25 protein-coding genes and 2 riboswitches are annotated in these 25023 nt (G+C 39.9%); of the genes, 7 read left to right on the forward strand and 18 right to left on the reverse strand.

Going from position 1 to position 25023, the window contains the following annotated elements; translation table 11 throughout:
* Position 1 precedes the first annotated feature (1 nt).
* From MK482_RS06180 to lctO, 6 genes are all read right to left on the reverse strand, one after another.
* Positions 2–1387: an ATP-binding cassette domain-containing protein gene (locus MK482_RS06180; RefSeq protein WP_261087159.1), complete on the reverse strand. Its 1386-nt coding sequence runs from the start codon at positions 1385–1387 to the stop codon at positions 2–4.
* Entirely contained in the window at positions 1388–1948 is a 561-nt protein-coding gene (locus tag MK482_RS06185) for an ECF transporter S component (protein WP_000915274.1), read from the reverse strand.
* A 155-nt stretch (positions 1949–2103) separates the two neighbouring features.
* Positions 2104–2192, reverse strand: a riboswitch (TPP riboswitch).
* 100 nt (positions 2193–2292) lie between these two features.
* Entirely contained in the window at positions 2293–2922 is a 630-nt protein-coding gene (thiE, locus tag MK482_RS06190; RefSeq protein WP_261087160.1) for a thiamine phosphate synthase, read from the reverse strand.
* A gap of 1 nt (position 2923) precedes the next feature.
* Positions 2924–3706, reverse strand: coding sequence for a hydroxyethylthiazole kinase (thiM, locus tag MK482_RS06195; RefSeq protein ID WP_033683999.1), 783 nt, complete (start codon positions 3704–3706; stop codon positions 2924–2926).
* A 128-nt stretch (positions 3707–3834) separates the two neighbouring features.
* The gene (locus tag MK482_RS06200; protein WP_033679973.1) at positions 3835–4503 is read right to left on the reverse strand and encodes a TenA family protein; all 669 of its coding nucleotides are present in this window, start codon (positions 4501–4503) and stop codon (positions 3835–3837) included.
* Positions 4504–4718: 215 nt separating this feature from the next.
* Positions 4719–4807: riboswitch (TPP riboswitch) on the reverse strand.
* A gap of 148 nt (positions 4808–4955) precedes the next feature.
* Positions 4956–6092: an L-lactate oxidase gene (gene lctO / locus MK482_RS06205; protein ID WP_000120714.1), complete on the reverse strand. Its 1137-nt coding sequence runs from the start codon at positions 6090–6092 to the stop codon at positions 4956–4958.
* Positions 6093–6307: 215 nt separating this feature from the next.
* Here lctO and MK482_RS06210 point away from each other — a divergent pair, with 215 nt between their 5' ends.
* The 4 genes from MK482_RS06210 to MK482_RS06225 are packed head-to-tail and all read left to right on the forward strand — an operon-like array spanning position 6308 to position 9268.
* Entirely contained in the window at positions 6308–6988 is a 681-nt protein-coding gene (locus MK482_RS06210; RefSeq protein WP_136937165.1) for an amino acid ABC transporter permease, read from the forward strand.
* A complete protein-coding gene (locus MK482_RS06215; protein ID WP_001154146.1) occupies positions 6948–7625 on the forward strand; it encodes an amino acid ABC transporter permease in 678 nt (225 codons plus the stop codon). The genes MK482_RS06210 and MK482_RS06215 overlap by 41 nt, the downstream gene beginning before the upstream one ends.
* Positions 7626–8384: an amino acid ABC transporter ATP-binding protein gene (locus tag MK482_RS06220; protein WP_223336403.1), complete on the forward strand. Its 759-nt coding sequence runs from the start codon at positions 7626–7628 to the stop codon at positions 8382–8384.
* Positions 8385–8401: 17 nt separating this feature from the next.
* Positions 8402–9268 (forward strand): cysteine ABC transporter substrate-binding protein, encoded by an 867-nt coding sequence (locus tag MK482_RS06225; RefSeq protein ID WP_223336404.1) that lies wholly within the window; start codon positions 8402–8404, stop codon positions 9266–9268.
* Positions 9269–9337: 69 nt separating this feature from the next.
* Here MK482_RS06225 and MK482_RS06230 read toward each other — a convergent pair whose 3' ends face one another.
* From MK482_RS06230 to MK482_RS06240, 3 genes are read right to left on the reverse strand one after another with little or no spacing between them, the layout of a single operon-like run.
* Positions 9338–12805, reverse strand: coding sequence for a G5 domain-containing protein (locus MK482_RS06230; RefSeq protein ID WP_261087161.1), 3468 nt, complete (start codon positions 12803–12805; stop codon positions 9338–9340).
* A gap of 46 nt (positions 12806–12851) precedes the next feature.
* Entirely contained in the window at positions 12852–13283 is a 432-nt protein-coding gene (locus tag MK482_RS06235) for a hypothetical protein (protein WP_033679981.1), read from the reverse strand.
* An 18-nt stretch (positions 13284–13301) separates the two neighbouring features.
* Positions 13302–14213, reverse strand: coding sequence for a hypothetical protein (locus tag MK482_RS06240; protein ID WP_223336405.1), 912 nt, complete (start codon positions 14211–14213; stop codon positions 13302–13304).
* Between the two features lie 96 nt (positions 14214–14309).
* Here MK482_RS06240 and MK482_RS06245 point away from each other — a divergent pair, with 96 nt between their 5' ends.
* Entirely contained in the window at positions 14310–14546 is a 237-nt protein-coding gene (locus tag MK482_RS06245) for a helix-turn-helix domain-containing protein (protein WP_000152611.1), read from the forward strand.
* A gap of 286 nt (positions 14547–14832) precedes the next feature.
* Here MK482_RS06245 and pyrE read toward each other — a convergent pair whose 3' ends face one another.
* From pyrE to typA, 7 genes are all read right to left on the reverse strand, one after another.
* A complete protein-coding gene (gene pyrE, locus MK482_RS06250) occupies positions 14833–15465 on the reverse strand; it encodes an orotate phosphoribosyltransferase (protein WP_117306334.1) in 633 nt (210 codons plus the stop codon).
* A gap of 33 nt (positions 15466–15498) precedes the next feature.
* Positions 15499–16200, reverse strand: coding sequence for an orotidine-5'-phosphate decarboxylase (gene pyrF, locus MK482_RS06255; protein ID WP_102210675.1), 702 nt, complete (start codon positions 16198–16200; stop codon positions 15499–15501).
* Between the two features lie 357 nt (positions 16201–16557).
* Positions 16558–17811, reverse strand: coding sequence for an FtsQ-type POTRA domain-containing protein (locus tag MK482_RS06260; RefSeq protein WP_261087162.1), 1254 nt, complete (start codon positions 17809–17811; stop codon positions 16558–16560).
* Between the two features lie 9 nt (positions 17812–17820).
* On the reverse strand, positions 17821–18879 hold the full coding sequence (locus MK482_RS06265; protein WP_261087163.1) for a UDP-N-acetylglucosamine--N-acetylmuramyl-(pentapeptide) pyrophosphoryl-undecaprenol N-acetylglucosamine transferase: 1059 nt from the start codon (positions 18877–18879) through the stop codon (positions 17821–17823).
* Between the two features lies 1 nt (position 18880).
* On the reverse strand, positions 18881–20233 hold the full coding sequence (murD, locus tag MK482_RS06270) for a UDP-N-acetylmuramoyl-L-alanine--D-glutamate ligase (protein ID WP_261087164.1): 1353 nt from the start codon (positions 20231–20233) through the stop codon (positions 18881–18883).
* 114 nt (positions 20234–20347) lie between these two features.
* Positions 20348–20602, reverse strand: coding sequence for a DUF3165 family protein (locus MK482_RS06275; protein ID WP_078351945.1), 255 nt, complete (start codon positions 20600–20602; stop codon positions 20348–20350).
* Between the two features lie 19 nt (positions 20603–20621).
* Positions 20622–22463 carry a translational GTPase TypA gene (gene typA, locus MK482_RS06280; protein WP_000164108.1) on the reverse strand — a complete coding sequence of 614 codons (1842 nt, stop codon included), beginning with the start codon at positions 22461–22463 and terminating at the stop codon, positions 20622–20624.
* Between the two features lie 161 nt (positions 22464–22624).
* On the opposite strand from typA, the gene MK482_RS06285 reads away from it, so the two are divergent.
* The gene (locus MK482_RS06285) at positions 22625–23350 is read left to right on the forward strand and encodes a 16S rRNA pseudouridine(516) synthase (protein WP_261087165.1); all 726 of its coding nucleotides are present in this window, start codon (positions 22625–22627) and stop codon (positions 23348–23350) included.
* A 33-nt stretch (positions 23351–23383) separates the two neighbouring features.
* On the opposite strand, the gene MK482_RS06290 is transcribed toward MK482_RS06285, so the two are convergent.
* A complete protein-coding gene (locus MK482_RS06290; protein WP_000259257.1) occupies positions 23384–23767 on the reverse strand; it encodes a rhodanese-like domain-containing protein in 384 nt (127 codons plus the stop codon).
* Positions 23767–24036, reverse strand: a complete 270-nt coding sequence (locus tag MK482_RS06295) for a YqgQ family protein (protein WP_020903667.1) — start codon at positions 24034–24036, stop codon at positions 23767–23769. Before MK482_RS06295 ends, MK482_RS06290 begins: the two co-directional genes overlap by 1 nt.
* Before the next feature lie 63 nt (positions 24037–24099).
* Here MK482_RS06295 and MK482_RS06300 point away from each other — a divergent pair, with 63 nt between their 5' ends.
* Positions 24100–25008 carry a LysR family transcriptional regulator gene (locus MK482_RS06300; RefSeq protein WP_001222582.1) on the forward strand — a complete coding sequence of 303 codons (909 nt, stop codon included), beginning with the start codon at positions 24100–24102 and terminating at the stop codon, positions 25006–25008.
* Positions 25009–25023 lie beyond the last annotated feature (15 nt).

Here is a 25023-nt window from a genome sequence, read left to right on the forward strand (position 1 = left end):
ACTATCTCACCTCCCCTTGGGTATTGCTACTCTGAGATGTGAGTGGTTTGGTAATTGTCACTGCTTTCACATGACTGAGACCCTGACTAGTCATCTCAATCCAATAATCAACCACAGAGATCAAGGGATCCAAACGATGGCTAATGATCAGAAAACTTCTTCCTTGATTTCTGTCCTCCACAATCCACTGACAAAAATAATGGCAAGCTCTATCATCCAAACCTGCAAAAGGTTCATCTAGTAAAATCACAGAAGCCTTGCTGGTCAAGATGGTCAAGAGCTGAAGAATCTTTTGCTGACCACCACTTAGTTGATAGGGGCTCTTATCGAGTGCCTGCTCCAGATCAAAATATTCTAAAGCTTGGAAAATTCGCTGATTTCTTTCAGAATCAGGTCCATCTAATTGAAGTTCCTCTCGCAGACTGACTCGGATAAACTGTTTCTCAGCTTCCTGAACAACACCCGTCAGGTCACGATACAAACTCTTTTTCTTTTTCAGGACTGTCCCCTTCCAAGTAATTTGTCCTTTATACTTTTGAAATTGAAGAATAGACCGAAAGAGGGTTGATTTCCCGACACCATTGTCACCCAAGATACAGGAAATTCCTTGGTAAAATGTAAAATCCGCAATTGAAAAAAGGGGACGATGATCCAGCTCACAAGTCACACGCTCCATATGGAATAGTTCTGAGCTAGAAGCAACTTCCTTTGAAGCAACCTGTTTCATCTCAGAGGTAGGGATTTGAAACACTTCCCTTAGTTGTCCATCTCTTAGCTCCACCATATGGTCGATATAGGCTTCATAATCAGATAAATCATGGTCGCACAGGATGACTGCCTTCCCATTAGAGGCTAACTCTTTTAGAATCTCCAATATCTCGATTCTGCTCTTGCGGTCAATGGAAGCGAAGGGCTCATCCAAGAGATAGACCCTAGGATTCATAGCAAAGAGAACAGCCAGTGCAGCCTTTTGCTTTTCCCCACCTGATAAGTGATGAATTGGACGGTGCAAGATTTTCTCACAGCGACATTGTCGAACCACCTCTGCTATTTTTGAATCAATTTCCTGAACGGGATGCCCAGTATTCTCCAAGGTAAAAATCAGCTCCTCAAACAAGTTCTCCATGGTAAATTGATGATTGGGATTTTGAAAGAGAATACCAACCGTCTGGACACGTTCGATGATAGAAAGCTGACTTACCTCGCTCCCATTTATCAGGACTTGACCGCTATAGGGAAGAGAACTGACTTGGGTAATCATTTGAAAGAGACTAGATTTTCCTGAACCACTACTCCCAACTAACAAGGTAAAGGCTTGCGCATGAAAAGTAAAATCAAGCGGCTCAGAGAAGATTGGGGACTGAATCGCTCGTAGTTCCAGCCCCATCTATGCCTTGCCCCCAGCTGCAAACTGATGATAAAGTTTGACAATGGCACGAACCAAGATGGTACAGAAGAAAAAGACGGAAATAAAACGTACTACAAACAAGGAAAGGACAAAAGGAAGGGAGAAGGCGTAGTAACCTAACTTAATGTACTCATAGACAAAGCTAACAAGCGTAATCCCAATACTATTAGCAGTTAGAGAGAGCCAACTTTCATAGCGATTCTTGGTTACGATAAAACCAAGTTCACTTCCCAAACCTTGAACCAAGCCAGACAAAAGAGCACCTAGACCGAATTGGCTACCATAAAGGACTTCAGCAAGCGCAGCTAGCACTTCACCAATCGTTGCGCTTCCCACTCTTGGAACAAAGATGGCAGCAATGGGCGCAGCCATACACCAGAGACCAAAGAGGATTTCATTGGCAAAGGCCTGCAAGCCAAGAGGGGCTAAAATCAGAGTGAGGATATCAAACAGATAGCCGGATCCTACAAAAACGCCACCAAAAAAGATAGACAAGAAAGCAAGTAAAATAACATCTTTTAACTGCCATTTTTTCAACATAAAAAACTCCTTTTTTAAAGAAAAGTGGGGCATTCAAGGAGATTTACCTAAATGCTTTGTATCATCTTCATCCAGTTTCGTAAAAGAAAAAACTCTAATTACAGATAGGAATTAGAGTTCAGCTTACAAGATTAGATGGTTAGTTTCTATAAATACAAAACCATTTCACATTTCCCTTCGCCAGTCTTAACTGTATCAGGTTCAATGGGTATCATCTCAGCCTAAAGCACCCCAAATGTCTTTATTATTTAATTATATAAATATTATAACAAACGATTTTTTCCAGTTCAAGAAATTGAACTGGAAATACAGCAGATCTTTCTTTGGTTAGATCGATACCTATTCTATTGTTCACTCATTTCCCGAACAGTTTTTTCTATATTTTTTGCATACGATATTGCTGAAATGATTGAAACACCATCCATATTGGTCTTCATAATGTCTTTAATATGTTGCGTCTGTATCCCACCAATTGCAACTAAGGGCATTTGTGGCAATAGTTTTCTCATCAATTTAAGACCTTCATAACCTATAGCACCACCAGCATCATCCTTTGACTGGGTATCAAATACAGGACCAACACCAACATAATCGACATATTCAACTTTTGATTGTTGAAATTCTTTCTCGTTTTTTATAGAAAGACCAATTATTTTATCTGGCATCAATTTTCTAATTTCATCAACTCCAAGGTCATCTTGTCCTACATGTACGCCATCAGCGTCAATTTCCATTGCCAAATCAATATCATCATTAACAATAAACGGCACATTGTATTTTTTACAAAGATCCTGTAGTTTAATTGCTAATTCGACTTTTTCTTTACCTTCTAAGGCTCCCTCACCTTTTTCACGAAATTGAAATAAGGTTATACCACCTTTTAAGGCCTCCTCAACGACCGTATATAGATCTTTTCCTTGGCAAGTAGTCGTTCCACAAATAAAATATAGTTTTAGTAATTCTTTATGAAACATCTTACTTCACTCTTTTGAATTCCTTTACATCTTCGTCTGTAATCTCGTATAAGGCATTTATAAATTCAACTTTAAATGTTCCAGGAAGATGTCCATTTGGACGTTTTTCTGCCATTTCTCCAGCGATATTGTAAACCAACATTGCTGTTTCTAATGATTTCAATTCTTGACCTTTTTCTAGTCCGATAAAGCTTGCTACTACAGCACCTAATAAGCATCCTGTCCCAATAACTTTTGGCATCATGGCACTACCATTATGAATCGTTACCACTTCTCCATTTACCGCAATAGCATCCACTTCACCTGTTACTACTATTGGAATATTGAACTTCTCATTTGCTGCTAGAGCAATTTCGTCAATATTATCTACTCCCGCACTGTCTACTCCTTTAGATGCCACATTTATCCCTACTAAAGAGGCAATCTCGCCAGCATTTCCCCTAATCGCTGCTAGTTTATAATTGTTGATTAGATCATCTGCTACTTTTTTTCTATATTCTCCTGCTCCACAGGCTACAGGATCTAAAACTGCTGGAACATTATATTTCTCTGCAATTTTCAGAGCAGCTTGGTATAATTTCCAATTTTCATCTGTCAATGTTCCTATGTTTATTAATAAACCACCAGCATACTTTAACAAATCCTCTAAATCTGCAGGAAACTCACTCATAGCTGGTGATGCACCCAGTGCTACTAATCCATTTGCTGTGAAATTTTTTACTACATCATTGGTGATGCAAATGACCAAAGGTGCTTTTTCTTTTAATAATTTTAAACTTGTCATATTGAAATCCTTCCTTTTCACTTTATACGATCTACTGATTTCGATTTATCTCTATCTTTCGTTAAGAAATTTTTTTATTTACATTGAATAATTTACCTCATCAAATTTGTAAATATCCTAAACTTTCTCTAGGCGTCATAACCAATATCAAAAAAGGCTAATTCTAAAACGACCGCTTGATTCCAGCGTTGCTGAAGTTCTGTCAAATCTTCTCGACCTTTTCCGACACGATTAAGTTCGTCAACCAGAAATTGAACCCATTCTGCAAATAAAGGTCCTCTGTGGAGATTGATCCATTCCGAATGAATATAGGCTTCAGGTAGAGCCAAATCTTTAGAACCCCAGTCTAAATAGAGACCTTCTGCAATAACCAGCATGACCAAAAGATGGGCATAATCTGATGAAGCCACTGCCGAATACATAAGATCCTGAAAGGCTTTTGTTACAGGATGCAAGGTCACTTCCAAATAGTCATTCTCAGATACTTTTAACTCTTTGAAAGCCTTCTGGAAATAACCGTCTTCATCTGCTTCAAGAAAGCCTAGTTGCTTGGCAAAACGAAGCTTGGATTCAAGCTGGTCTGCGTGGGCTACGCAGGCACCCAGCATGGATAAAAAGGCATCAAAGAAGTGATAATCTTGAATTAGGTAGTCTTTTAAGACCTTATTCTCAATTGTCCCCGCAAAAAGTTCCTTAACAAAACGATGATTGATTGCAGCCTGCCAATCCTTCTGATTGCTTTTTAATAATTCTCCAACAGTCAAACCTGGCTCAAATGCATAGTCTTGTGTTTCCATATTTACTTTTCCTCTCTTTACTCGTTCGTAATCAACAAAACATCAAGAAAATCCTAGTTTTACTTGACCTTTTTAAAGAAAATCAAGGGCGTTCAAGAAGAGCTATCTAAATGCTTTGTACCACATTCATCCAGCTTATATAAACAAAAAAACTCCAATTACAATCAAGAATTAGAGTTGACTTACAAGATTCGATCGTTCATTTCGCCATACGAAAAAAACTGTTCACATTTCCCTTCGCCAGTCTTAACTGTATCAGGTTCAATGGGTATCATCTCAGCTTAAAGCACCCCAAATGTCTTTGTTATTTAATTACTGCACCAGTATAGCAAAAAATGAAAGCCCTAGCAAGATATTTGATTAGAAAATATATTTATATAGTTTTTAATGGTGATTTATTCTTCCTATAGACGAAGAAAAACCTCCACATCAAGTGGAGGCAATCTCTTTTATCAATACAATTTTAAGTCGCGTGGGTCAACTGGGAAGGTTGGGTTGTATGGGTTGTGACGGAGTTTGAAGTGTTTGACATCTTCAATAGTCTGAGTTCCAGATAATTGCATAACTGTCTTCAATTCTGCATTCAAGTGTTCAAAGACTTGACGTACACCAACACTACCACCGAGAGCCAAACCATAGATGACAGGGCGACCAATAGCTACCAAGTCTGCTCCTGAAGCCAAGGCTTTAAAGACGTGTTGACCACGACGAATACCTGAGTCAAAGACGATTGGCACACGTTTGTCAACTGCTTCTGCTACTTCTTGAAGTGAGTCAAAGGCAGCTGGTCCACCGTCGATTTGGCGGCCACCGTGGTTGGTTACCCAGATACCAGAAGCTCCCGCAGCAAGCGAACGTTCAACGTCCTCACGGCATTGTGGTCCCTTGACATAAACAGGAAGTCCTGAGTATTCAGCGATAAATTCTACATCACGTGGAGACAAGCGTTGTTTAGCTGATTTGTAAACAAAGTCCATTGATTTACCAGCACCTTCTGGTAGATATTCCTCAACAATCGGCATGCCAACTGGGAAGACAAAACCATTACGCTTGTCCACCTCACGATTACCTCCTACAGTCGCATCTGCTGTCAAGACAATCGCTTTATAACCTTCAGCCTTCACACGGTCCATGATATGGCGGTTGATACCGTCATCCTTACTAAAGTAAAATTGGAACCAGTGAGGTGTCCCTTGAAGGGCTTCTGTAATTTCTGGAAGATCGACAGTAGAGTAAGAACTGGTTGTATAGAGGGACCCAAACTCATGCACACCACGCGCAGTCGCCACTTCACCCTGTTCGTTTGCTAATTTATGAGCTGCAACAGGCGCCATAATGATTGGTGAAGACAATTTTTCACCTGCAAATTCAATCTCTGTACTTGGATTTTCAACATCACAAAGAGTATGAGGAACGATGAGTTTGTGGTTAAAGGCACGAATATTCTCACGTAAAGTAAAGGTATCTTCCGCCCCACTAGCGATATAGCCAAATGCTGCTTTAGGAATAACTTGTTGCGCCATTGGCTCCAAATCATAGGTATTGATGAAATCTACATGACCTTCTGCATTGCTTGTTTTGTATGACATAAAATGCCCTCCTTAATAAGTAAGCGTTTACTTTGTATATTACAAAAATATCTTAACTCTTTTTTCAAAATTTTTCAAATATTTTGTTTGAAAATTTCAGAAATTCTAGGACTATGATAAAAAATCCCTATAACAGCAATAAAAAATACATATTATTCAAAGGAGATTTTAAGTGCTACAATAACTGTATTATTTCTAGATGGGAGGTTCTATTTTTGGATTGGTCCATTGTTGAACAATATCTACCACTATATCAAAAGGCATTCTTTCTGACCTTGCATATTGCAGTTTGGGGAATTTTGGGATCCTTTCTGCTCGGTTTAATCGTTAGTATCATCCGACATTATCGAATCCCTGTTCTGGCGCAAGTAGCGACAGCCTACATTGAATTGTCACGTAATACGCCCCTTTTGATTCAACTCTTCTTTCTCTACTTCGGTCTTCCCCGAATCGGGATTGTCCTATCTTCAGAAGTCTGTGCCACTTTAGGACTGGTCTTTTTAGGAGGCTCCTATATGGCAGAATCTTTCCGAAGTGGGCTGGAATCCGTCAGTCAAACCCAGCAGGAGATTGGATTAGCAATCGGTCTGACACCTCTACAGGTCTTTCGCTATGTGGTTCTTCCGCAAGCAACAGCGGTGGCCCTACCGTCTTTTAGTGCCAATGTCATTTTCCTCATCAAGGAAACCTCTGTTTTCTCAGCAGTAGCTTTGGCCGACCTCATGTACGTCGCCAAGGACTTGATTGGGCTCTACTATGAGACAGACATTGCGCTAACTATGTTGGTAGTTGCTTATCTGATGATGCTTCTACCCATCTCACTAGTCTTTAGCTGGATAGAAAGGAGGCTCCGCCATGCAGGATTCGGGAATCCAAGTACTCTTTCAGGGAAATAATCTCCTGAGAATCTTACAGGGATTAGGTGTCACAATTGGCATTTCTATCCTGTCTGTCCTCTTATCCATGATGTTCGGAACAGTCATGGGAATCATCATGACCTCCCATTCTAGAATCATACGATTTTTAACACGATTGTATCTGGAATTTATCCGTATCATGCCCCAGCTGGTGTTGCTCTTTATCGTTTATTTCGGCTTGGCTCGAAACTTTAATATTAATATCTCAGGTGAGACTTCAGCTATTATCGTTTTTACCCTCTGGGGAACAGCTGAAATGGGGGACTTGGTCCGTGGAGCCATCACTTCCCTCCCTAAGCATCAGTTTGAAAGTGGACAGGCACTAGGTTTGACAAATGTTCAACTTTACTACCACATCATCATCCCACAGGTCTTGAGAAGATTGCTACCACAAGCCATCAACCTTGTCACTCGGATGATCAAAACCACTTCCTTGGTTGTCTTGATTGGGGTAGTTGAAGTGACCAAGGTTGGACAGCAAATCATCGATAGCAATCGCTTGACTATCCCAACCGCTTCCTTTTGGATTTATGGAACCATTCTGGTCTTGTATTTCGCAGTCTGCTTTCCTATTTCCAAACTATCCACTCACCTAGAAAAACATTGGAGGAACTAAATGTCTGAAACTATCTTAGAAATCAAGGAACTCAAAAAATCCTTCGGAGACAATCCCATCCTCCAAGGTCTATCCCTACAAATCAATAAAGGGGAAGTTGTCGTCATTCTAGGACCCTCTGGTTGTGGGAAAAGTACCCTCCTTCGTTGTCTCAACGGCTTAGAAAGTATTCAAGGTGGAGATATCCTGCTGGATGGTCAGTCTATCGTTGAAAATAAAAAAGACTTTCACCTAGTTCGCCAAAAGATTGGCATGGTCTTTCAAAGTTATGAACTCTTTCCCCATCTGGATGTCCTACAAAACCTCATCCTAGGTCCTATCAAGGCTCAAGGTCGCGACAAGAAAGAAGTAACGGAAGAAGCTCTGCAACTACTGGAGCGTGTCGGTTTGCTAGAAAAACAACATAGCTTTGCGCGTCAATTATCTGGTGGACAGAAGCAAAGGGTTGCAATTGTCCGTGCCCTCCTCATGCACCCAGAAATTATCCTCTTTGACGAAGTGACTGCTTCGCTGGATCCAGAAATGGTGCGTGAGGTTCTGGAACTTATCAATGACTTGGCCCAAGAAGGCCGTACCTTGATTTTAGTAACCCACGAAATGCAGTTTGCCCAAGCTATTGCAGACCGCATCATCTTCCTAGACCAAGGGAAAATCGCTGAAGAAGGAACGGCTCAATCCTTCTTTACCGATCCTCAAACCAAACGAGCCCAGGAATTTTTAAACGTCTTTGACTTTAGCCAATTTGGCTCATACTTATAACGAAAAAGGAGATTTTTATGAAACTAATCAAACCACTCTTAACTGTTTTGGCACTTGCCTTTGCCCTTATCTTTGTCACAGCTTGTAGCTCAGGTGGAAATGCTGGTTCATCGTCAGGTAAAACAACTGCCAAGGCTCGCACAATCGATGAAATCAAAAAAAGCGGTGAGCTACGAATCGCCGTATTTGGAGACAAGAAACCGTTTGGTTACGTTGACAATGATGGTTCTTACAAAGGTTACGATATTGAGCTCGGGAACCAATTAGCACAAGACCTTGGTGTCAAGGTTAAGTACGTTTCAGTCGACGCTGCCAACCGTGCTGAATACTTGATTTCAAACAAGGTGGATATTACCCTTGCCAACTTTACAGTGACTGACGAACGCAAGAAACAAGTTGATTTTGCCCTTCCATATATGAAAGTCTCTCTGGGTGTCGTATCACCTAAGACTGGTCTCATTACAGACGTCAAACAACTTGAAGGTAAAACCTTGATTGTCACAAAAGGAACGACCGCTGAAACTTATTTTGAGAAAAATCACCCAGAAGTAAAACTCCAAAAATACGACCAATATAGCGATGCCTACCAAGCTCTTCTTGACGGACGTGGAGATGCCTTTTCAACTGACAATACTGAAGTCCTAGCTTGGGCGCTTGAAAATAAAGGATTTGAAGTAGGAATTACTTCCCTCGGTAATCCAGATACCATTGCGGCAGCAGTTCAAAAAGGCAACCAAGAATTGCTAGACTTCATCAATAAAGATATTGAAAAATTAGGTAAGGAAAACTTCTTCCACAAGGCCTATGAAAAAACACTTCACCCAACCTACGGTGATGCTGCTAAAGCAGATGACCTGGTTGTTGAGGGCGGAAAAGTTGACTAAGTTTTAAAAAACAAAACGAACAAGATAGAGATTCTGATAATCAGAATCTCTATCTTGTTCGTTTTTTATCTAGTCCATCATAGATGCAATTTCCATTATTGCAACAACGTTTGTTGGATTATCAGAAGTCAATGAATGATTTGCGAACCCAAGAGCAACACGGAATTGTACATTCTTGTTTGCTGGGCTATAACCATCACCCATCATCATAGCTGCATAGTGACCTGGTGAGTGTTTCCATACAGTATAGAAGTAGTGAGCTAACGCTTTTTCATTTGTAAGACTTACAATATCCCAAACAGATGTTGTTTCTGCTGTATTTTCAGTCATTGCATTTGTTTGTTTATAGAACTCTGGATCATAAGCAGTTGACCAACGAGAGCCGTCCGGACGTTTGTGCTTACCTTCCTTCTTACCTTGGTAACGCAATGAACCATGATCTGCCATTTCATTTGCACGAATATTGGCAACTCGAGTTAGTTCGCTATCATCTGCTGCGATTGTTGCAGGAGTCAATCCTTTACGAGTACGTTCTTCGTTAAGAAGTTCCATGAAGTGTTCATTAAGTTTACGATTATCTACGATTTGTTCAAGCTTATCAAGTTCTGCTTGAGAGAGGCGAGATGCTTTCCAAACTGAGATAAGTCCACTGTCTCGAGGAAGTTCATCTTCATCATCTGTTGTATCAACCGCCACACGGTCTTTATCAGCTTGAGAAAGATTGTCGTGTAGATACTTAGCACTACGGTGATCTTCATTGTTTGGATCCAAACCATTTTCACCTAGGCTCTTAACGTCTTTCCAAGTGCCATCAATGTCATAGTTTTCATCACTTGTTGGAACTACAACATCTGTTGGGTCAGCGACACGTTTTTTCTTAGTACCATTAAAGGTGATTGTGTCAACTGCATCTTGAATTTCAACTAGCTCACGATTTTTAACAGTTCGTTCACCAGTTTTATTGTTTACTGAAATAACTTTACGATAACGTTTGAATCCATCACGTCCGTTTTCAGTACGAGTTTCACCTTCGAAAAGGTTAGAATCATTTTCAGTACGAGAACCGTGTGAAATTGTTTCAGTTTCTTCTTCAGTAACTTCAGACATCAATTTCTTAGTTCCATAATGAACAACTTTTTGTTTAGCTGGAACTGTGTTGATAAGTTCACGACTTACTTCGGTACGGTTTTGATACTCATCATTTAGATACTTAACTTTGTAAGTTTCTTTACCATTTACCGCATCTTCAACTCGTTCATCACCTTCAAAAAGTTCAGGATCAGCAACTCGTTTTTCACCTTCAGCGGTAAGAACTTTATCTTCGTTAGCATAAGTGTAACGATCTTTAGTTCCAACTTCGACTACTTCATTCACTGCTGGAACAGTTTCAGTATTGATTAGCTCACTCTTAACAAGTTTACCATCTTCATAGTAGTCTTTGTAGTTTTCGATGATTTCACCGTTTTTACCTTTAGTTTTAACAACTCGTTGGTCAGAGAAGAGTTTGTCGCTTTTAACTTCAACAATCTTGAAGTTTTCACCAGCTTTGCGTTCAACTCGAGTTTTATTTTCTGTTAAAACTTTATGAGTTCCAACTCGAACAACCTCTTTAACCGGTTTAACTTCATCACTTTTAACTACGGAAGAACGACCATCATCATAAACAATTGTAGTTTCTGTATAAAATCCTTTTTGACCTTTTGTTTCAACTACACGTTTACCTTCATTAAGGGTCTCGTCTTTAACTTCTTCAGTTTCGTAATTTACTTCAACTGTTCGAGAAGTGCGACTTGTTTCAATGTTTTCACCAGTTCCGATTTCTACAATTTCATCAACTGCAGGAACTTCATTTTCTCGTTTTTCATCACGAGAAACTTCCGTACCATCTGGAGTGGTTACAACTGTAGTAACAAGTTCATAAGAACCATCCTTACCAGCTTGAATTACTTTTTTCTCACCTTTAGGAAGATCTGGGTTTGTATTACTTGTAACTTTATGTTCAATTTTGTGAATTTCACGAGTTACAGTTTCAATATTTTTCTTAGCAACTTTTGTTCCGACATGAACAACTCTATTTTTTGCCTCTTTTTGAGTAGATGAAACAAGAGTACGACCAGTTTCAACACCACCTTCAAGTGTTACAGTGAAAACTTCAAGTTTTTCACCATTTTGTCCGGCTTCTACCTCTTTTTCTACTCCAGCATCTAAGTTTTCATCTGGAACGTATTCTGTACCAGGAAGAATAGGAGTGCGAACCACCTCTTCTTTTGTAGTACGAACCACTTCTTTAGAAGTTTTAGTACCAACATGGATAACTTTATCAACTGCAGGAGTTGTTTGAGTTCCTGTTGCTACACGACTAACTTCTACACCATTTTCAATGGTAATTGTGTAAGTTGTTTCTGTTTTTCCTGCAACACCTTCTTGAACAACTTGAGTTTCACCAACATTAAGATTTGCATCTGGGATATGTTGGACTCCAGGTTCAATTACAGAAGTTTCTACTTCAGTTCGAGTAGTTACAACTTTTTTAACTTCAGGCTGAGCTGGGACAGCAGGTTTAGCTTCAACAGCAGGCTTACCATTTTCTGCTGGTTGAGCTGGAACTTCAGGAGTTCCTGGAATAGCTGGTTTAATAACTTCTTCTCTTGTTGTTTCACCAACTACTTTATTAGAAATACCTCCAGATGTTTGACCTTTATCTGCTGGAGCACTTTCAGTTGGTTTAACATCAACTTTTTCTGTTTTCTCATCTAAAGTTTTTTCTTCTTTAGTTGAAGTACCAGTTGTTTGATCTTTGTTTTCAGGAACAATTGGAGTTTTCACTTTCGATTCAACTTCTTTTTTATCTTCCTTTTTATCTAAGACCTTATCTTTTTCTGGTTTAGCTTCAGGCAATGCAGGCTGAACTTCAGGAGTTCCTTTTTCGATAATTACCAATTCAGGCAGTTTAGGTTGAACAGCTGAAATACCTTTGTCATCTGTAACTACAAGTGATGGCAGTTCTGATTGAACAACCAGTTTCCCTTTTTCTGATGTTGATTTTTCTATTTTAACTTTTTCAGTTAGGTTAGCAGATTTTTCCAATATTTTATTATCTTTATTCGCTACTTCTAATTTAGAAACTTGCTCAACTGCGTCTTCACCCTCAGTTCTTACCTGTGACTTAAGCTTTTCCTCTACCTTCGTTATTTCTGATAATTTTTCATATGATTTATCGAGAGATTTAATCGAATCTTCAGCACCAACTTTTTTAGTAGCTACAAATGCTTTAGACAATTCCTCTTTGGCATCTACTTTAGGTAGAAAACTCTTCTCTGTTTCTCTAATAGTATCAGTTGTTGTGTATTCTTTTTCTTTTGAAGAAGAGTATGAAACGGTAACACTTTCACATTGTCCTTGATTTTGACTCGATTGATTTTGCAACACAATTTTTCCAGCTGAAATTCCTAAAAGCGCGACAATTGCTGCTGAGATTACCCAACCTCTTCTACCTTTTTTCAAAGTCTTTTTTTCATTAGTATTTTGTCTATCCATCTTTATTTTCCTGACTTTTCACTGATTATATTTTTACATACTTACACTATCTAATATATTTTTTAGAAAAACGATAATTTCTAACAGTACCTATAATGCCTCCTAGGCTACATGTAAATAAAATCAAAATAAAAATGGAAAAGCTATCGTCAATTACTTTAATACTATATAGATAATTAAAAATTAAAAATAAAGGTAGCGAAATCGGCAGTATAGTACAGCTCACAGCAGCTCGTCTCATTTCTTTGGTCTCTCCACTCATAAACCAAGTCAAAGGTAAAAATCGCATCCAGTTTAGATATTCTTTCTGTTGGACTTTTTCTTCAAACAAATGAGTAAATAAAGTATAAAACGGCAATGCGATATAATAAGTTGCTTTGACTAAAAAGTACATTACAGTTATAAAAATGGCAAAACCCCACCACATATCTCTAACTGTTTTATCAATATCACTTTCATATTTCGGTTTTCCAAACATCTTATTTCTCCTAATCTATTATTTCATTAAATTTGTAAATGTATTAATTGTTGTCATTTTGTTATTGTAATCAACTTTTCTTTGTAATTCTTGAAACTGATAATTTAATTGCTCTGTCCTCATCATGTCTTCATACATATTTTGCGCTTGTCCTAAGTCATAGGCTCTACCTTGATCAATTACATTAACCATATAAGCAAAAGCATCAAAATGAATATCTAACCCTGCTTGTTGCCTTGCATAAACAAATGGAATACTATTCAATTTCTCCATACAATAGTTTCTAGCTTGAGCAACTTCATCCTTATGTTTTTTTACTTGATCTGCTATTGGTTTTTCATGCTTCACTCGTTGATAAGCAAAATAAATTGGAGACCATAGCAGAACCCATGCTCCCACCCAAAGGGAGTATTCAAAAGGTTTACTTAAGATTCCTAAACCAGAACTAGAAAATTCACCAAGTCTATCTATATAAGCAACTAAGAACAATGAACCTAAAATTCTAAAAATCCATCCCAAAACACTTAATTTCGGGTTGATAAGAGAAACATGTTTTCCATCTACTATATAAAAATACTTAGTCAGATCTTCTACTCTTTTAGACCAAATAGCAGCTTCAACTATTAAGTTTCTACTACGTTTAGGCTCTTCTATTGTCGAAAGATATTCTTGTAAAACAGTCTGGTATGATTGCGGATTAGCGATAGGATAATATTCATATTTTTTGCCTTCTGCAGTAATGACATCAAGTGAATGGTATGCACCATTATCAAAAACTTCAGACCAATGTTTATTTGGCAACCTCCCTTTTACATAGGCTTCCCAAATAGTCCATTCATCAAACAAATCTGACTTAGATTCATCCGAAATAATTCCTAAAAAATAATCTAACTCATTCTCCTCTTGAGAAATAATATCATTCTTATTCATCCATAAGTCTCCTTTCCTTGTTATTTTATCATATTGTGGATATATACACAATATGAAGTCAGATACTTTTTTCTTATAATTAAGTAAAAGGAGTTGATGACGATAATCAGTTTTAACCCACTCTGGGCTACAATGAAGAAAAAAGAAGTTTCTCAATACAAGTTATTAAAATCCGGAGTTGATAATAAAACTCTTGACAGCCTAAAGAAAAATAAAAACATAACTTTACTAACTTTAGAAAAGCTATGTCGGATTTTAGATTGTCTTCCAAATGATATCGTTGAATTTATCGAAGAAACTCCCGATTCTAATATTCGTAACACATTTATCTAGTTCTAATATTTATTCTTATGTCATAATATCTACGTTATCTACCCTCCCTACCATTGTTCACAATATAAGCCAAGTAATACTCTTCAAACTACATCAGCTTCCATCTGCAACCTCAAAACAGTATTTTGAGCTGACTTCGTCAGTCTTATCTACAACCTCAAAGCCGTGCTTTGAGCAACTTGCGGCTAGCTTCCTAATTTGCTCTTTGATTTTCATTGAGTATCAGATCCAATAACATCACAAAAAGAAATCAGGTAATCCTAGTGACTACCTGATTTTCTATGTTTTAGGCATTTTGCCAATTTTCTTGGTCTTCTTTAAAGCGTTTTAGAAGGTCGAGTCCTTCTGGGGTGATATATCCTTCTTCTTGGGCTAAGTGAATGAGTTCACTGTAGTTAGAAAGCGTCACAAGTTTGACACCGGCATCTGCAAAATTCTTATCTGCTTTTGGCAATTGGTAACTGAAAATCGCTACAACTCCAAGCACATCTGCTCCTTCTCGTTTAGCAGCTGCTACAGCTTCAAGAACAGAACCACCTGTTGAAATCAGGTCTTCAACCACTACCATTTTTTGCCCCTGAGCTACGCGACCTTCGATTTGGTTACCAGCTCCGTGGTCTTTTGGTTTGCTACGGATGTAGGCAAATGGCAGATTCATCTTGTCAGCAATAATAGCTCCGTGTGGAATCCCTGCTGTTGCAGTTCCTGCAATGACTTCTACCTCTGGAAAGGCTTCTTTAATAGCTTCCACAAAGCCATTTTCAATTAGGGTACGAGTTTCTGGATAGGCTAGTGTCACACGATTATCAGTGTAAATCGGTGACTTGATACCAGATGCCCAAGTGAAAGGCTCCTCTGGTTTGAGGTAAACGGCTTGAATTTTCAATAGGTGGCTAGCGATATCTTTAGCAAGTGTCATGGTATTCTCCTTTTATTTTTATAATCTAGTTCTTTAATTCCAGTCCTGTGTCCATTCATCCTTGATGGCATGATAAGCTGCAACAGGATCCTCAGCTTGGGTAATGGGACGTCCCACCACGATATAGTCACTACCGATTTGATAGGCATCCGCTGGCGTCATCACGCGTTTTTGGTCTCCAACCGCAGCTCCCTGTGGACGAATTCCTGGCGTTAAACAGATAAAATCTGGTTTGGTAGCCTGCTTGATGAGTTCTACTTCCTGAGCTGAGCAAACGACACCATCCAAGCCAGCTTGAGCTGTCTTCTTAGCATAGTGAATGACAGACTCTTGCAGGCTGGTTTGAATATTTTGAAAATCCTGCATCTGAGCTTCCGACGTTGAGGTCAACTGAGTGACAGCAATCAATTTGGCTTGACTTCCAAGACCTTCACGCGCAGCCTTCATCATCTCTACACCGCCAGCAGCATGAACATTAGTCATATCCACACCAAGCTGAGACAGAACCTTCATGGCTGATTTTACTGTATTGGGAATGTCATGCAGCTTGAGATCCAAAAAGACACTGTGACCCAGGCCTTTCAAGTAGGACACAATCTCAGGCCCCGTTGCGTAATAGAGCTCCATCCCTACCTTAAGATAAAGGCTTTCTTCTGCTGGGAAAAGAGCTAAAAATTCCTTGACCGCCTCAAAACTAGGAAAATCAAGAGCAATGACTGGACGATGTTCTCGCATAGGTTTCTCCTTTTACCTTTGCTAGTGAGAGAGTCTGGGCAACAGAAACCACGAAAAAAGGAACCTGCCAACAGCAAGGTTCCACGAAAAATGGGTAGTCTCCACCCTTTCACCGTCTAACCTTAGCTGCCTCTCTGGACTGCTTTAAAGGTTTTTTACTATTCTATTATTTCTACTAGCACTTGTCAAGTAAAAACATGGTCACGTATGTGTCGCGATTTTGAGAAATTCCAAAATCACATATAAATAAATGCAGATACACAGAAAGGTTGAACATGTAATTATATGCTTTCTGTATTTCTCAAAACTCTAGACACTTACCATGGCAACTAAAGAGCTATAGAAGAAAAGCTAAACCTAGCGACGCGATGAACGCTGATTTGTTTGATTTCGATTGCTCTCTTCCTCCAGCTTTTTCTTCTCTTCTTCCAATTTATTCTGCTGTTCTTCCAGTCTTTTCTTCTCTTCCTCTTTCTGCTTCTTCTCAGCTTCTTTAGCCTCTTGTTTGGCTTTTTCCTCAGCCTCCATAATTAATTTATCCGCTACAGTGTAGCTGTAAATTCCAGCTTCCATGTCAATCACACTTGGTTCTGACAATTGAGGCTTAATCTTACTGTAATATGGCAATTTCTTACTCATTTCAGATAGAGGAACCAAGACTTCGTCCGAATCATTCATGGTCAATCGAATTAAATCGGAAGTCACCTCGCTTGGAGCTAATTCCACTTTTTGGATAGCAGCCTTGAGTTCTGGGCTAATTTGAGCAAGTTCTGAGACAAAAGTCTTGATTTGCTCGCTGTCATTAAAGAGAACTGATATATAAGTTTCTGGCAGACTGACCAAGCTCACAGAACTGGTCTCTAGCTGACCGCTTGAAAGGATTGGATAATGGCTTTCTCCAGAAACATAGTAGGCCACAATATCGTATTCCTTAACCTTGATAGTAAACTTGGTTGGAAATTGATAAACAAGTTGAGCTGATTCAACCCAATAATTAGACTTAATCTGCTCTTCATATTTTGTCTTATCTAGCAGAAGGTTAATCGTATAATCCGAATCCTGAATGCCTGAAGCCTGTCGAATATCATCAGCTGTAGTTTGCACTGTGCCCTCAACACGAATATCCTTCATGGTCGCATAAGGACTGAGCAAGTATGCAGAGACAACCAATAAAAGCAGACTGAGAAACAAAATCGAGATAGCCCGCCAGATATGGACTCCTGGAATTTTCGGTTTGACCGGTTTTTCCTTTACAGGCTTTTTCTCTATTTTTTTATCCCGTTTATCCTCTTTCTCTGTCTTTTTAGACTTTGGTTCTTCTTTGGCTACTTCTTTTTTGACGTCTTCTGACTCTTCTGCTTTTTCTTTTGCATCTTCCTTGGCTGATTTTGAGTCTTTTGGATCAGATTTACTCTCTTGGTCCTTGGTTTCATCTGACTTTTCAGATTTTGAAGCCATTCGAGCTTGTCTTTCCTTTTCCTTCTCCTCAGCTAGGGCCGCCTCTTCTTCAGCCTTCTTTTTTAGATATTCTTGGTTTCGTTTCTGCCATTCTGATAACTCTTTAAATTCTTCGAGGATTTCTTTGCCCTCATTTTTCTTATCTTTTGACATTTACTTTCCTTATGATAAATCTTTTTTCAATAGTTTATAAAAATCTGCTAGAGATTTCAATTCCTTAGAAGCCTTCATCTTGGCTTGATAGTCTTCCTTGTGGCTTAGTAAGTGAGAAAGCTTCTCTTCCAAACTGTCCAAGGTCAAATCGCTTTCTTGAAGCTCTTCTGCATAGCCTTTTTTTACAAAGTAAGCTGCATTTTCAATCTGGTCTCCACGACTAGCTTCACGACCAAGTGGCACAATAACATGTAATTTTGCCATGGCTAAGAGCTCAAAAATCGTATTGGCACCACCACGTGTCACAACAATATCAGCCAATTCCATCAAGGGTTGATAGAGATTGGTCACATAGTCAACACGAAAGAGATTTTGGCTCAACTCATTCAGGCTAGAATCTCCAGTTAAATTGATAATATTGTAGCGCTCTGTCAGTTCTTTCTTATGGTCTGTCACCAATTGGTTAAAGACACGAGCGCCTGCAGAACCACCAACAAACAATACTGTTGGCAATTTGGGATTAAAGTGAGTTTGAATATCCACCAATTCATCGGGTTCTGGACTTTTTTTGTCTGAAACCTTGGTCACTGCTCCTACATGCTCAACCTTAGCCAAACTTGAAGCTTGCTCAAAGGTTGAATACATCTTGGTCGCAAATTTATAGGCGATTTTATTGGCCAAGCCCATAGATAGGTCAGATTCGTGAATAAAGACAGGAACTCCTGAAACACGGGCTGCGATAACAGGTGGCACAGAGACAAAGCCTCCCTTTGAAAAAAGTGCTTGTGGACGAAGTCTCAACATGATAAAGAGAGATTGGACAATTCCCCATCCAACTTTAAAGACGTCCAGCATATTTTGCCAAGAGAAATAACGACGCAATTTGCCAGTCGCAATAGAATGGAAGGTGACATCAAGACCCGACTTGAGGATTTCTTGGTGTTCGATACCACGCTTGTCCCCAATATAGTGGACTTCCCAGCCATCTTCGATGAACTTAGGCATTAACAAAAGATTGAGGGTGACGTGTCCAACAGTCCCCCCACCTGTAAAGACAATTTTTTTCATATTATTCCTTTAACTCCGCTACTGTGTCGATAAAGAGGTCGCCACGTACTTCAAAGTTAGCATACATATCCCAGCTAGCATTGGCAGGACTGAGAAGAACCACGTCTCCTTGAGTCGCAAGCTCATAAGCCTTGCGGGTCGCATCAGCAATATCAGTCGCATCTACATAAGCTACACCAGCCTTATCCGCTGCCCGTTTGATACGTTCTGCAGACTGACCCAGGATGACCATCTTTTTGAGTCCAGAAATATCTGGAATCAATTCATCAAACTCATTGCCACGGTCCAAACCACCTGCAATCAAGATGACCTTGCTGTTGTCAAATCCTGACAAGGCTTTTTGAGTTGCCAAGATATTGGTTGACTTGCTATCATTATAGAATTTGACACCCTTGATTTCATCAACAAATTGGAGACGGTGTTTGACACCACCAAAGGCTGAAAGAGTTTCCTTAATGGTTTGGTTATCCACACCACGAAGCTTGGCTACAGCAATCGTCGCAAGGGCATTTTCTACATTGTGGCTACCTGGAACTCCGATTTCGCTAGCTGCCATGACCACTTCTCCACGGAAGTAGAGTTGACCATCTTCCAGATAAGCACCATCAACCTTTTCAAGTGTTGAAAATGGTACAACAGTGGCTTGTGTTTTGCTAGCCAATTCTTTTGCCAAGTCTTGGTTAAAGTTCAAAACAAGGAAATCAGTTGATGTCATCTTGTTCTGGATATTCCACTTGGCTGCTACATATTCCTCAAAAGAACCGTGGTAGTCGATATGGGTTGGCATGAGGTTGGTAATAACCGCAATCTCAGGATGGAATTCTTGAACACCCATGAGTTGGAAAGAAGAAAGTTCCATGACAAGCGTGTCCTTGTCTGTCGCAGTTTGGGCCACTTGACTAGCTGGATAGCCGATATTCCCTGATAAGAGACCATGTTGGCCAGCAGCAGTCAAAACCTCTCCAATCATAGTCGTTGTGGTTGTTTTTCCATTTGAACCTGTGATACCAACAATCGGTGCTTCTGAAATCAAGTAAGCCAATTCCACCTCAGTCAAGACTGGAATTCCCTTGGTCAATGCCTTTTCAATCATGGGATTGCTGTAGGGAATACCTGGATTTTTCACCATAAGGGCAAACTCTTCATCCAAAAGTTCCAAAGGATGGCCACCTGTGATAACCTTGATTCCTTCTTCCAACAAACTTTGGGCAGCTGGATTGTCCTCGAAAGGCTTCCCATCATTTACCGTCACAATGGCACCTAGCTTGTCCAACAAACGTGCTGCAGATTCACCAGACTTGGCCAAACCTAAAACAAGGACTTTCTTATTTTTAAATTGATCTATTACTTTCATGTCTCGAACTCCATTTCTACTCTTACTATTTTACCATTTTTATGGAAATAATTCTAAACGAAAATGCTCAGATTCAGCATTCTAATAAGCAAAAAGAGAGCCAAAACTCTCTTTTTATCTTCTTTTATTTTTACTAACCGACATGAGGGTAATATCTCGCAAGCTAAAGTATGCTAGAAAGAGCATGGTGATTGCGATAAAGAATTCTGTCGGTAGCTGAAAAATTTGCAGGATAGACAACATAAGCAAAATCAAGAGTGCTACGAAAGCAAAGACGACAAGGACGATATTGACTGTCCCTCTAATGCTTTGTGGTGTCGCAAATACATAGAGTAGTAATAAGAGGAGTCCTATGATTAAATAAACCATCTTTATCTCTTTCTAGCTCTTATTCAGCTGATTTTTTCTTCTTGTTAGCTTTCTCACGCTCTGCCTTGTTAAGGATTTGTTTACGCAAACGGATAGACTCAGGCGTTACTTCCATATACTCATCGTCGTTCAAGAACTCAAGAGACTCTTCAAGCGTCAAGATACGAGGAGTCTTAATAACAGCTGTTTGGTCCTTAGTAGCTGAACGGACGTTGGTCATTTGTTTTGCCTTAGTGATGTTAACTGTCAAGTCATTTTCACGAGAGTTTTCACCGATAATCATTCCTTCATAAACCTCAGTACCTGGGTTGACAAAGATCGTACCACGTTCTTCGATAGACATGATTGAGTAAGTTGTAGCCTTACCAGCATCGATAGAAACAAGGGCACCACGGTGACGACCACCAATTTCACCTGGAATCAATGGCAAGTATTGGTCAAAGGTATGGTTCATGATACCGTAACCACGAGTCATTGACAAGAACTCAGTTGAGTATCCAATCAAACCACGCGCTGGAACAAGGAAGACCAAACGAGTTTGACCATTACCAGTTGAAATCATATCCAACATTTCACCCTTACGTTCAGAAAGGCTTTGGATAACAGAACCTTGGTATTCTTCTGGAGTGTCGATTTGAACACGTTCAAATGGCTCACATTTAACACCATCAATTTCTTTGACGATAACTTCTGGACGAGATACTTGAAGTTCATATCCCTCACGACGCATTGTTTCGATAAGGATTGACAAGTGCAATTCTCCACGACCTGAAACTGTCCATTTATCTGGTGAATCAGTTGGGTCAACACGAAGGGAAACGTCTGTTTGCAATTCTGCCTGCAAACGTTCTTCTACCTTACGAGAAGTTACCCATTTACCTTCTTTACCAGCAAATGGTGAGTTGTTGACCAAGAATGTCATTTGAAGAGTTGGCTCATCGATGTGTAGGATTGGAAGAGCTTCAATTGCGTCTGTCGGAGTAATGGTTTCACCGACAAAGATATCTTCCATACCTGAAACGGCAATCAAGTCACCCGCTTTAGCTTCTTGAATTTCACGACGTTCCAAACCAAAGAAACCGAAGAGTTTAGTAACACGGAAGTTCTTCGTTGTACCATCTAGTTTAGAAAGGGTAACTTGGTCCCCAACCTTAACAGTACCACGGAAGACACGACCGATACCGATACGACCAACGAAGTCGTTGTAGTCCAAAAGTGACACTTGGAACTGCAAAGGCTCATCTGAGTTATCTACTGGAGCTGGAATATGGTCGATAATCGTGTCAAAGATTGGCGCCATAGTCGCTTCTTGGTCAGCTGGATCATCTGACAATGAAGAAGTTCCGTTGATCGCTGAAGCATACACTACTGGGAAATCAAGCTGGTCATCATCTGCACCAAGCTCGATGAAAAGTTCCAAGACTTCGTCCACTACTTCTGCTGGACGAGCTGATGGTTTGTCGATTTTGTTAACAACCACGATTGGGACAAGGTCTTGTTCTAAAGCTTTTTTCAATACGAAACGAGTCTGTGGCATTGTTCCTTCGTAGGCATCTACGACCAAGACAACACCGTCAACCATTTTCATGATACGCTCAACTTCTCCACCGAAGTCCGCGTGTCCTGGTGTGTCCATGATGTTGATACGAGTTCCGTTATAGGCAACAGCTGTATTTTTAGCAAGGATGGTAATTCCACGCTCTTTTTCGATATCGTTTGAGTCCATAGCACGCTCTGCCAATTCAGTACGTGCATCAAGCGTTTCTGATTGTTTCAATAATTCGTCAACGAGGGTTGTTTTACCGTGGTCAACGTGGGCGATAATCGCAATGTTACGGATATCTTCTCTTAATTTTGTCATGATTTCCTCTATAATATTCAAAATTTATTTTCTAACTGAACGATTATACCATATTTTCAAGTAAATAACATAATTCAAGCAAGTGTAAATGTTTTCACTCTGCTTTTCTTTTCACGTCAAGCCTTTTCAAAGCAAGCGACTTATGATAAGATAGGCACAGTATGCGTTTAGATAATTTATTAGCTCAAGAAAAAATCAGCCGAAAGGCCATGAAACAAGCCTTACTCAAAGGGGACATTCTCGTCGATGGTTGCCCAGCCCGCTCCCTAGCCCAAAATATCGATACAGGACTACAGGAACTCCTTTTTCAGGATCAAACCATTCAAGGCTATGAGCACACCTATCTTATGCTTCATAAGCCTGCTGGTGTCGTTACAGCCAACAAAGACAAGAAACTTCCAACCGTCATGGACCTCCTTCCGTCTGACATCCAGTCTGACAAGCTCTATGCCGTCGGTCGACTGGACCGAGATACGACAGGTCTCCTTCTCTTGACCGATAACGGTCCCTTGGGCTTTCAACTCCTCCATCCCCAATATCATGTCGATAAGACTTATAGAGTTGAGGTCAATGGACTTCTAACACCTGACCATATCCAAGCCTTTCAAAAGGGAATTGTCTTTTTAGATGGTACTGTCTGTAAACCTGCAAGACTAGAGATTCTATCTGCAAGTCCTTCCCACAGCCAAGCCTCCATCACCATTTCAGAAGGAAAATTTCATCAGGTCAAGAAAATGTTTCTCTCGGTTGATGTCAAGGTGACCTCACTCAAACGCACCCATTTTGGACCTTGGAGCTTGGATGACAGTCTTCAAGAGGGAGACTATCGCCCCCTAAACTCCCAAGAATTAGCAAACATTCGTGACTTTCTAAGAAAAAGTGGTTAAAAAATGAGCTCGGAAACATCCAAGCTCGTTTTCTTATTTCTCGACTTTGACTTTCCCTTTCCAAGAATCCAATCCATAAGAAAGGATATAAATCTCAGAAAAACCTTGTTTTTTCAAATAAAGGGCTGCATTTGTAACCCGTTGCGCACGTTGGTTTTCGTAAAGAAGGACAGGTTTATCTTTACGAAGGGCTGCAAGACTAGTTTTCAACTGACTTGAAGGAATATTGCGTGCACCAAGGATATGTTTTCTGTGGAATTCAGCTGGGTCTCGCAAATCAATCAATTGACCCGTACGAATCAAGGCTTCAAACTCCTCATTGTCTACAATTTTAGCCGCACGGCGAATACGAAGATAGTTAAAGCCCATCCACGCCAACATTGCCAGTATAAGTGCCCACAAAATCCAAGTAACCATTAGTTCATTTCTCCATTTTTCTCAATATAATCCAATTCTATCTTGTGCTCTCTGCGAAGAACCGCTTCTGCTTCTAGATAGTCTAATTTGTCCATCAACCCTGCATCGTAAATTCGAGAGAGCTCCAACTTCATCAGTTCAATATCATATAAGCGTTTTCCCATGTAAACAATAATACCAAATCGTTTGAGGAATTGCTGCACATCATAGAATGTTTTCATAAGACTCATTCTAGCAAAATTTTGTGTTTTTTTCAAGAAGAGAATCACACAATGACCCTGATTTTCCTATCATCTTTGGCGATTCTGACGCAAGTGTGGTACAATAAAAACATGAGAATTCAACAATTACATTATATTATCAAAATCGTCGAAACTGGCTCTATGAATGAGGCAGCTAAGCAGCTCTTTATCACCCAGCCGAGTCTTTCCAATGCTGTGAGAGATTTGGAAAATGAAATGGGGATTGAGATCTTTATCCGCAATCCCAAGGGAATCACCTTGACCCGTGATGGGATGGAGTTTCTCTCTTATGCCCGTCAGGTTGTCGAGCAAACTCAGCTTCTGGAGGAACGCTATAAAAATCCTGTCGCCCACCGCGAACTCTTTAGCGTTTCCTCCCAGCACTATGCCTTTGTAGTCAATGCCTTTGTTTCTCTACTCAAGAAAAGTGATATGGAGAAATACGAGCTCTTCCTTCGTGAAACTCGTACTTGGGAGATTATCGACGACGTCAAGAACTTCCGTAGTGAGGTCGGTGTCCTATTTTTTAACAGCTACAACCGTGATGTTTTAACCAAAATGCTGGATGACAACCACCTGCTGGCTCATCATCTCTTTACCGCCCAGCCCCATATCTTTGTCAGCAAGACCAATCCTCTGGCAAAGAAAGATAAGGTCAAACTATCTGATTTAGAAAACTTCCCTTACCTCAGCTATGATCAAGGAACTCACAACTCCTTCTACTTTTCAGAAGAGATTCTCTCGCAGGAATACCACAAAAAATCTATCGTAGTCAGCGACCGTGCCACCCTCTTTAACCTCTTGATTGGTCTGGATGGATACACTATCGCAACAGGGATTTTGAACAGCAACCTCAACGGAGACAATATTGTTTCTATCCCACTGGATATTGATGACCCTATCGAGCTGGTCTATATCCAGCATGAAAAAACCAGCCTATCCAAGATGGGCGAACGCTTTATCGACTATCTACTAGAAGAAGTCCAGTTTGATAGTTGAGAACAGTATTAAGAT

It is taken from the genome of Streptococcus mitis (assembly GCF_026782865.1).
Classification (GTDB): Bacteria; Bacillota; Bacilli; order Lactobacillales; family Streptococcaceae; genus Streptococcus; species Streptococcus mitis_CG.

Bases quoted from the DNA above. Each gene is read 5' to 3' on its own strand.
- MK482_RS06285 (WP_261087165.1), top strand. From the start codon at position 22,625: ATGCGTTTAGATAATTTATTAGCTCAAGAAAAAATCAGCCGAAAGGCC.
- MK482_RS06240 (WP_223336405.1), bottom strand. From the start codon at position 14,213: ATGAATAAGAATGATATTATTTCTCAAGAGGAGAATGAGTTAGATTAT.
- MK482_RS06180 (WP_261087159.1), bottom strand. From the start codon at position 1,387: ATGGGGCTGGAACTACGAGCGATTCAGTCCCCAATCTTCTCTGAGCCG.
- MK482_RS06300 (WP_001222582.1), top strand. From the start codon at position 24,100: ATGAGAATTCAACAATTACATTATATTATCAAAATCGTCGAAACTGGC.
- MK482_RS06235 (WP_033679981.1), bottom strand. From the start codon at position 13,283: ATGTTTGGAAAACCGAAATATGAAAGTGATATTGATAAAACAGTTAGA.
- MK482_RS06220 (WP_223336403.1), top strand. From the start codon at position 7,626: ATGTCTGAAACTATCTTAGAAATCAAGGAACTCAAAAAATCCTTCGGA.
- thiM (WP_033683999.1), bottom strand. From the start codon at position 3,706: ATGACAAGTTTAAAATTATTAAAAGAAAAAGCACCTTTGGTCATTTGC.
- MK482_RS06215 (WP_001154146.1), top strand. From the start codon at position 6,948: ATGCAGGATTCGGGAATCCAAGTACTCTTTCAGGGAAATAATCTCCTG.
- pyrE (WP_117306334.1), bottom strand. From the start codon at position 15,465: ATGACACTTGCTAAAGATATCGCTAGCCACCTATTGAAAATTCAAGCC.
- thiE (WP_261087160.1), bottom strand. From the start codon at position 2,922: ATGTTTCATAAAGAATTACTAAAACTATATTTTATTTGTGGAACGACT.
- MK482_RS06265 (WP_261087163.1), bottom strand. From the start codon at position 18,879: ATGAAAAAAATTGTCTTTACAGGTGGGGGGACTGTTGGACACGTCACC.
- typA (WP_000164108.1), bottom strand. From the start codon at position 22,463: ATGACAAAATTAAGAGAAGATATCCGTAACATTGCGATTATCGCCCAC.
- MK482_RS06245 (WP_000152611.1), top strand. From the start codon at position 14,310: ATGACGATAATCAGTTTTAACCCACTCTGGGCTACAATGAAGAAAAAA.
- MK482_RS06290 (WP_000259257.1), bottom strand. From the start codon at position 23,767: ATGGTTACTTGGATTTTGTGGGCACTTATACTGGCAATGTTGGCGTGG.
- murD (WP_261087164.1), bottom strand. From the start codon at position 20,233: ATGAAAGTAATAGATCAATTTAAAAATAAGAAAGTCCTTGTTTTAGGT.
- MK482_RS06275 (WP_078351945.1), bottom strand. From the start codon at position 20,602: ATGGTTTATTTAATCATAGGACTCCTCTTATTACTACTCTATGTATTT.
- MK482_RS06260 (WP_261087162.1), bottom strand. From the start codon at position 17,811: ATGTCAAAAGATAAGAAAAATGAGGGCAAAGAAATCCTCGAAGAATTT.
- MK482_RS06185 (WP_000915274.1), bottom strand. From the start codon at position 1,948: ATGTTGAAAAAATGGCAGTTAAAAGATGTTATTTTACTTGCTTTCTTG.
- MK482_RS06200 (WP_033679973.1), bottom strand. From the start codon at position 4,503: ATGGAAACACAAGACTATGCATTTGAGCCAGGTTTGACTGTTGGAGAA.
- MK482_RS06230 (WP_261087161.1), bottom strand. From the start codon at position 12,805: ATGGATAGACAAAATACTAATGAAAAAAAGACTTTGAAAAAAGGTAGA.
- pyrF (WP_102210675.1), bottom strand. From the start codon at position 16,200: ATGCGAGAACATCGTCCAGTCATTGCTCTTGATTTTCCTAGTTTTGAG.
- lctO (WP_000120714.1), bottom strand. From the start codon at position 6,092: ATGTCATACAAAACAAGCAATGCAGAAGGTCATGTAGATTTCATCAAT.
- MK482_RS06225 (WP_223336404.1), top strand. From the start codon at position 8,402: ATGAAACTAATCAAACCACTCTTAACTGTTTTGGCACTTGCCTTTGCC.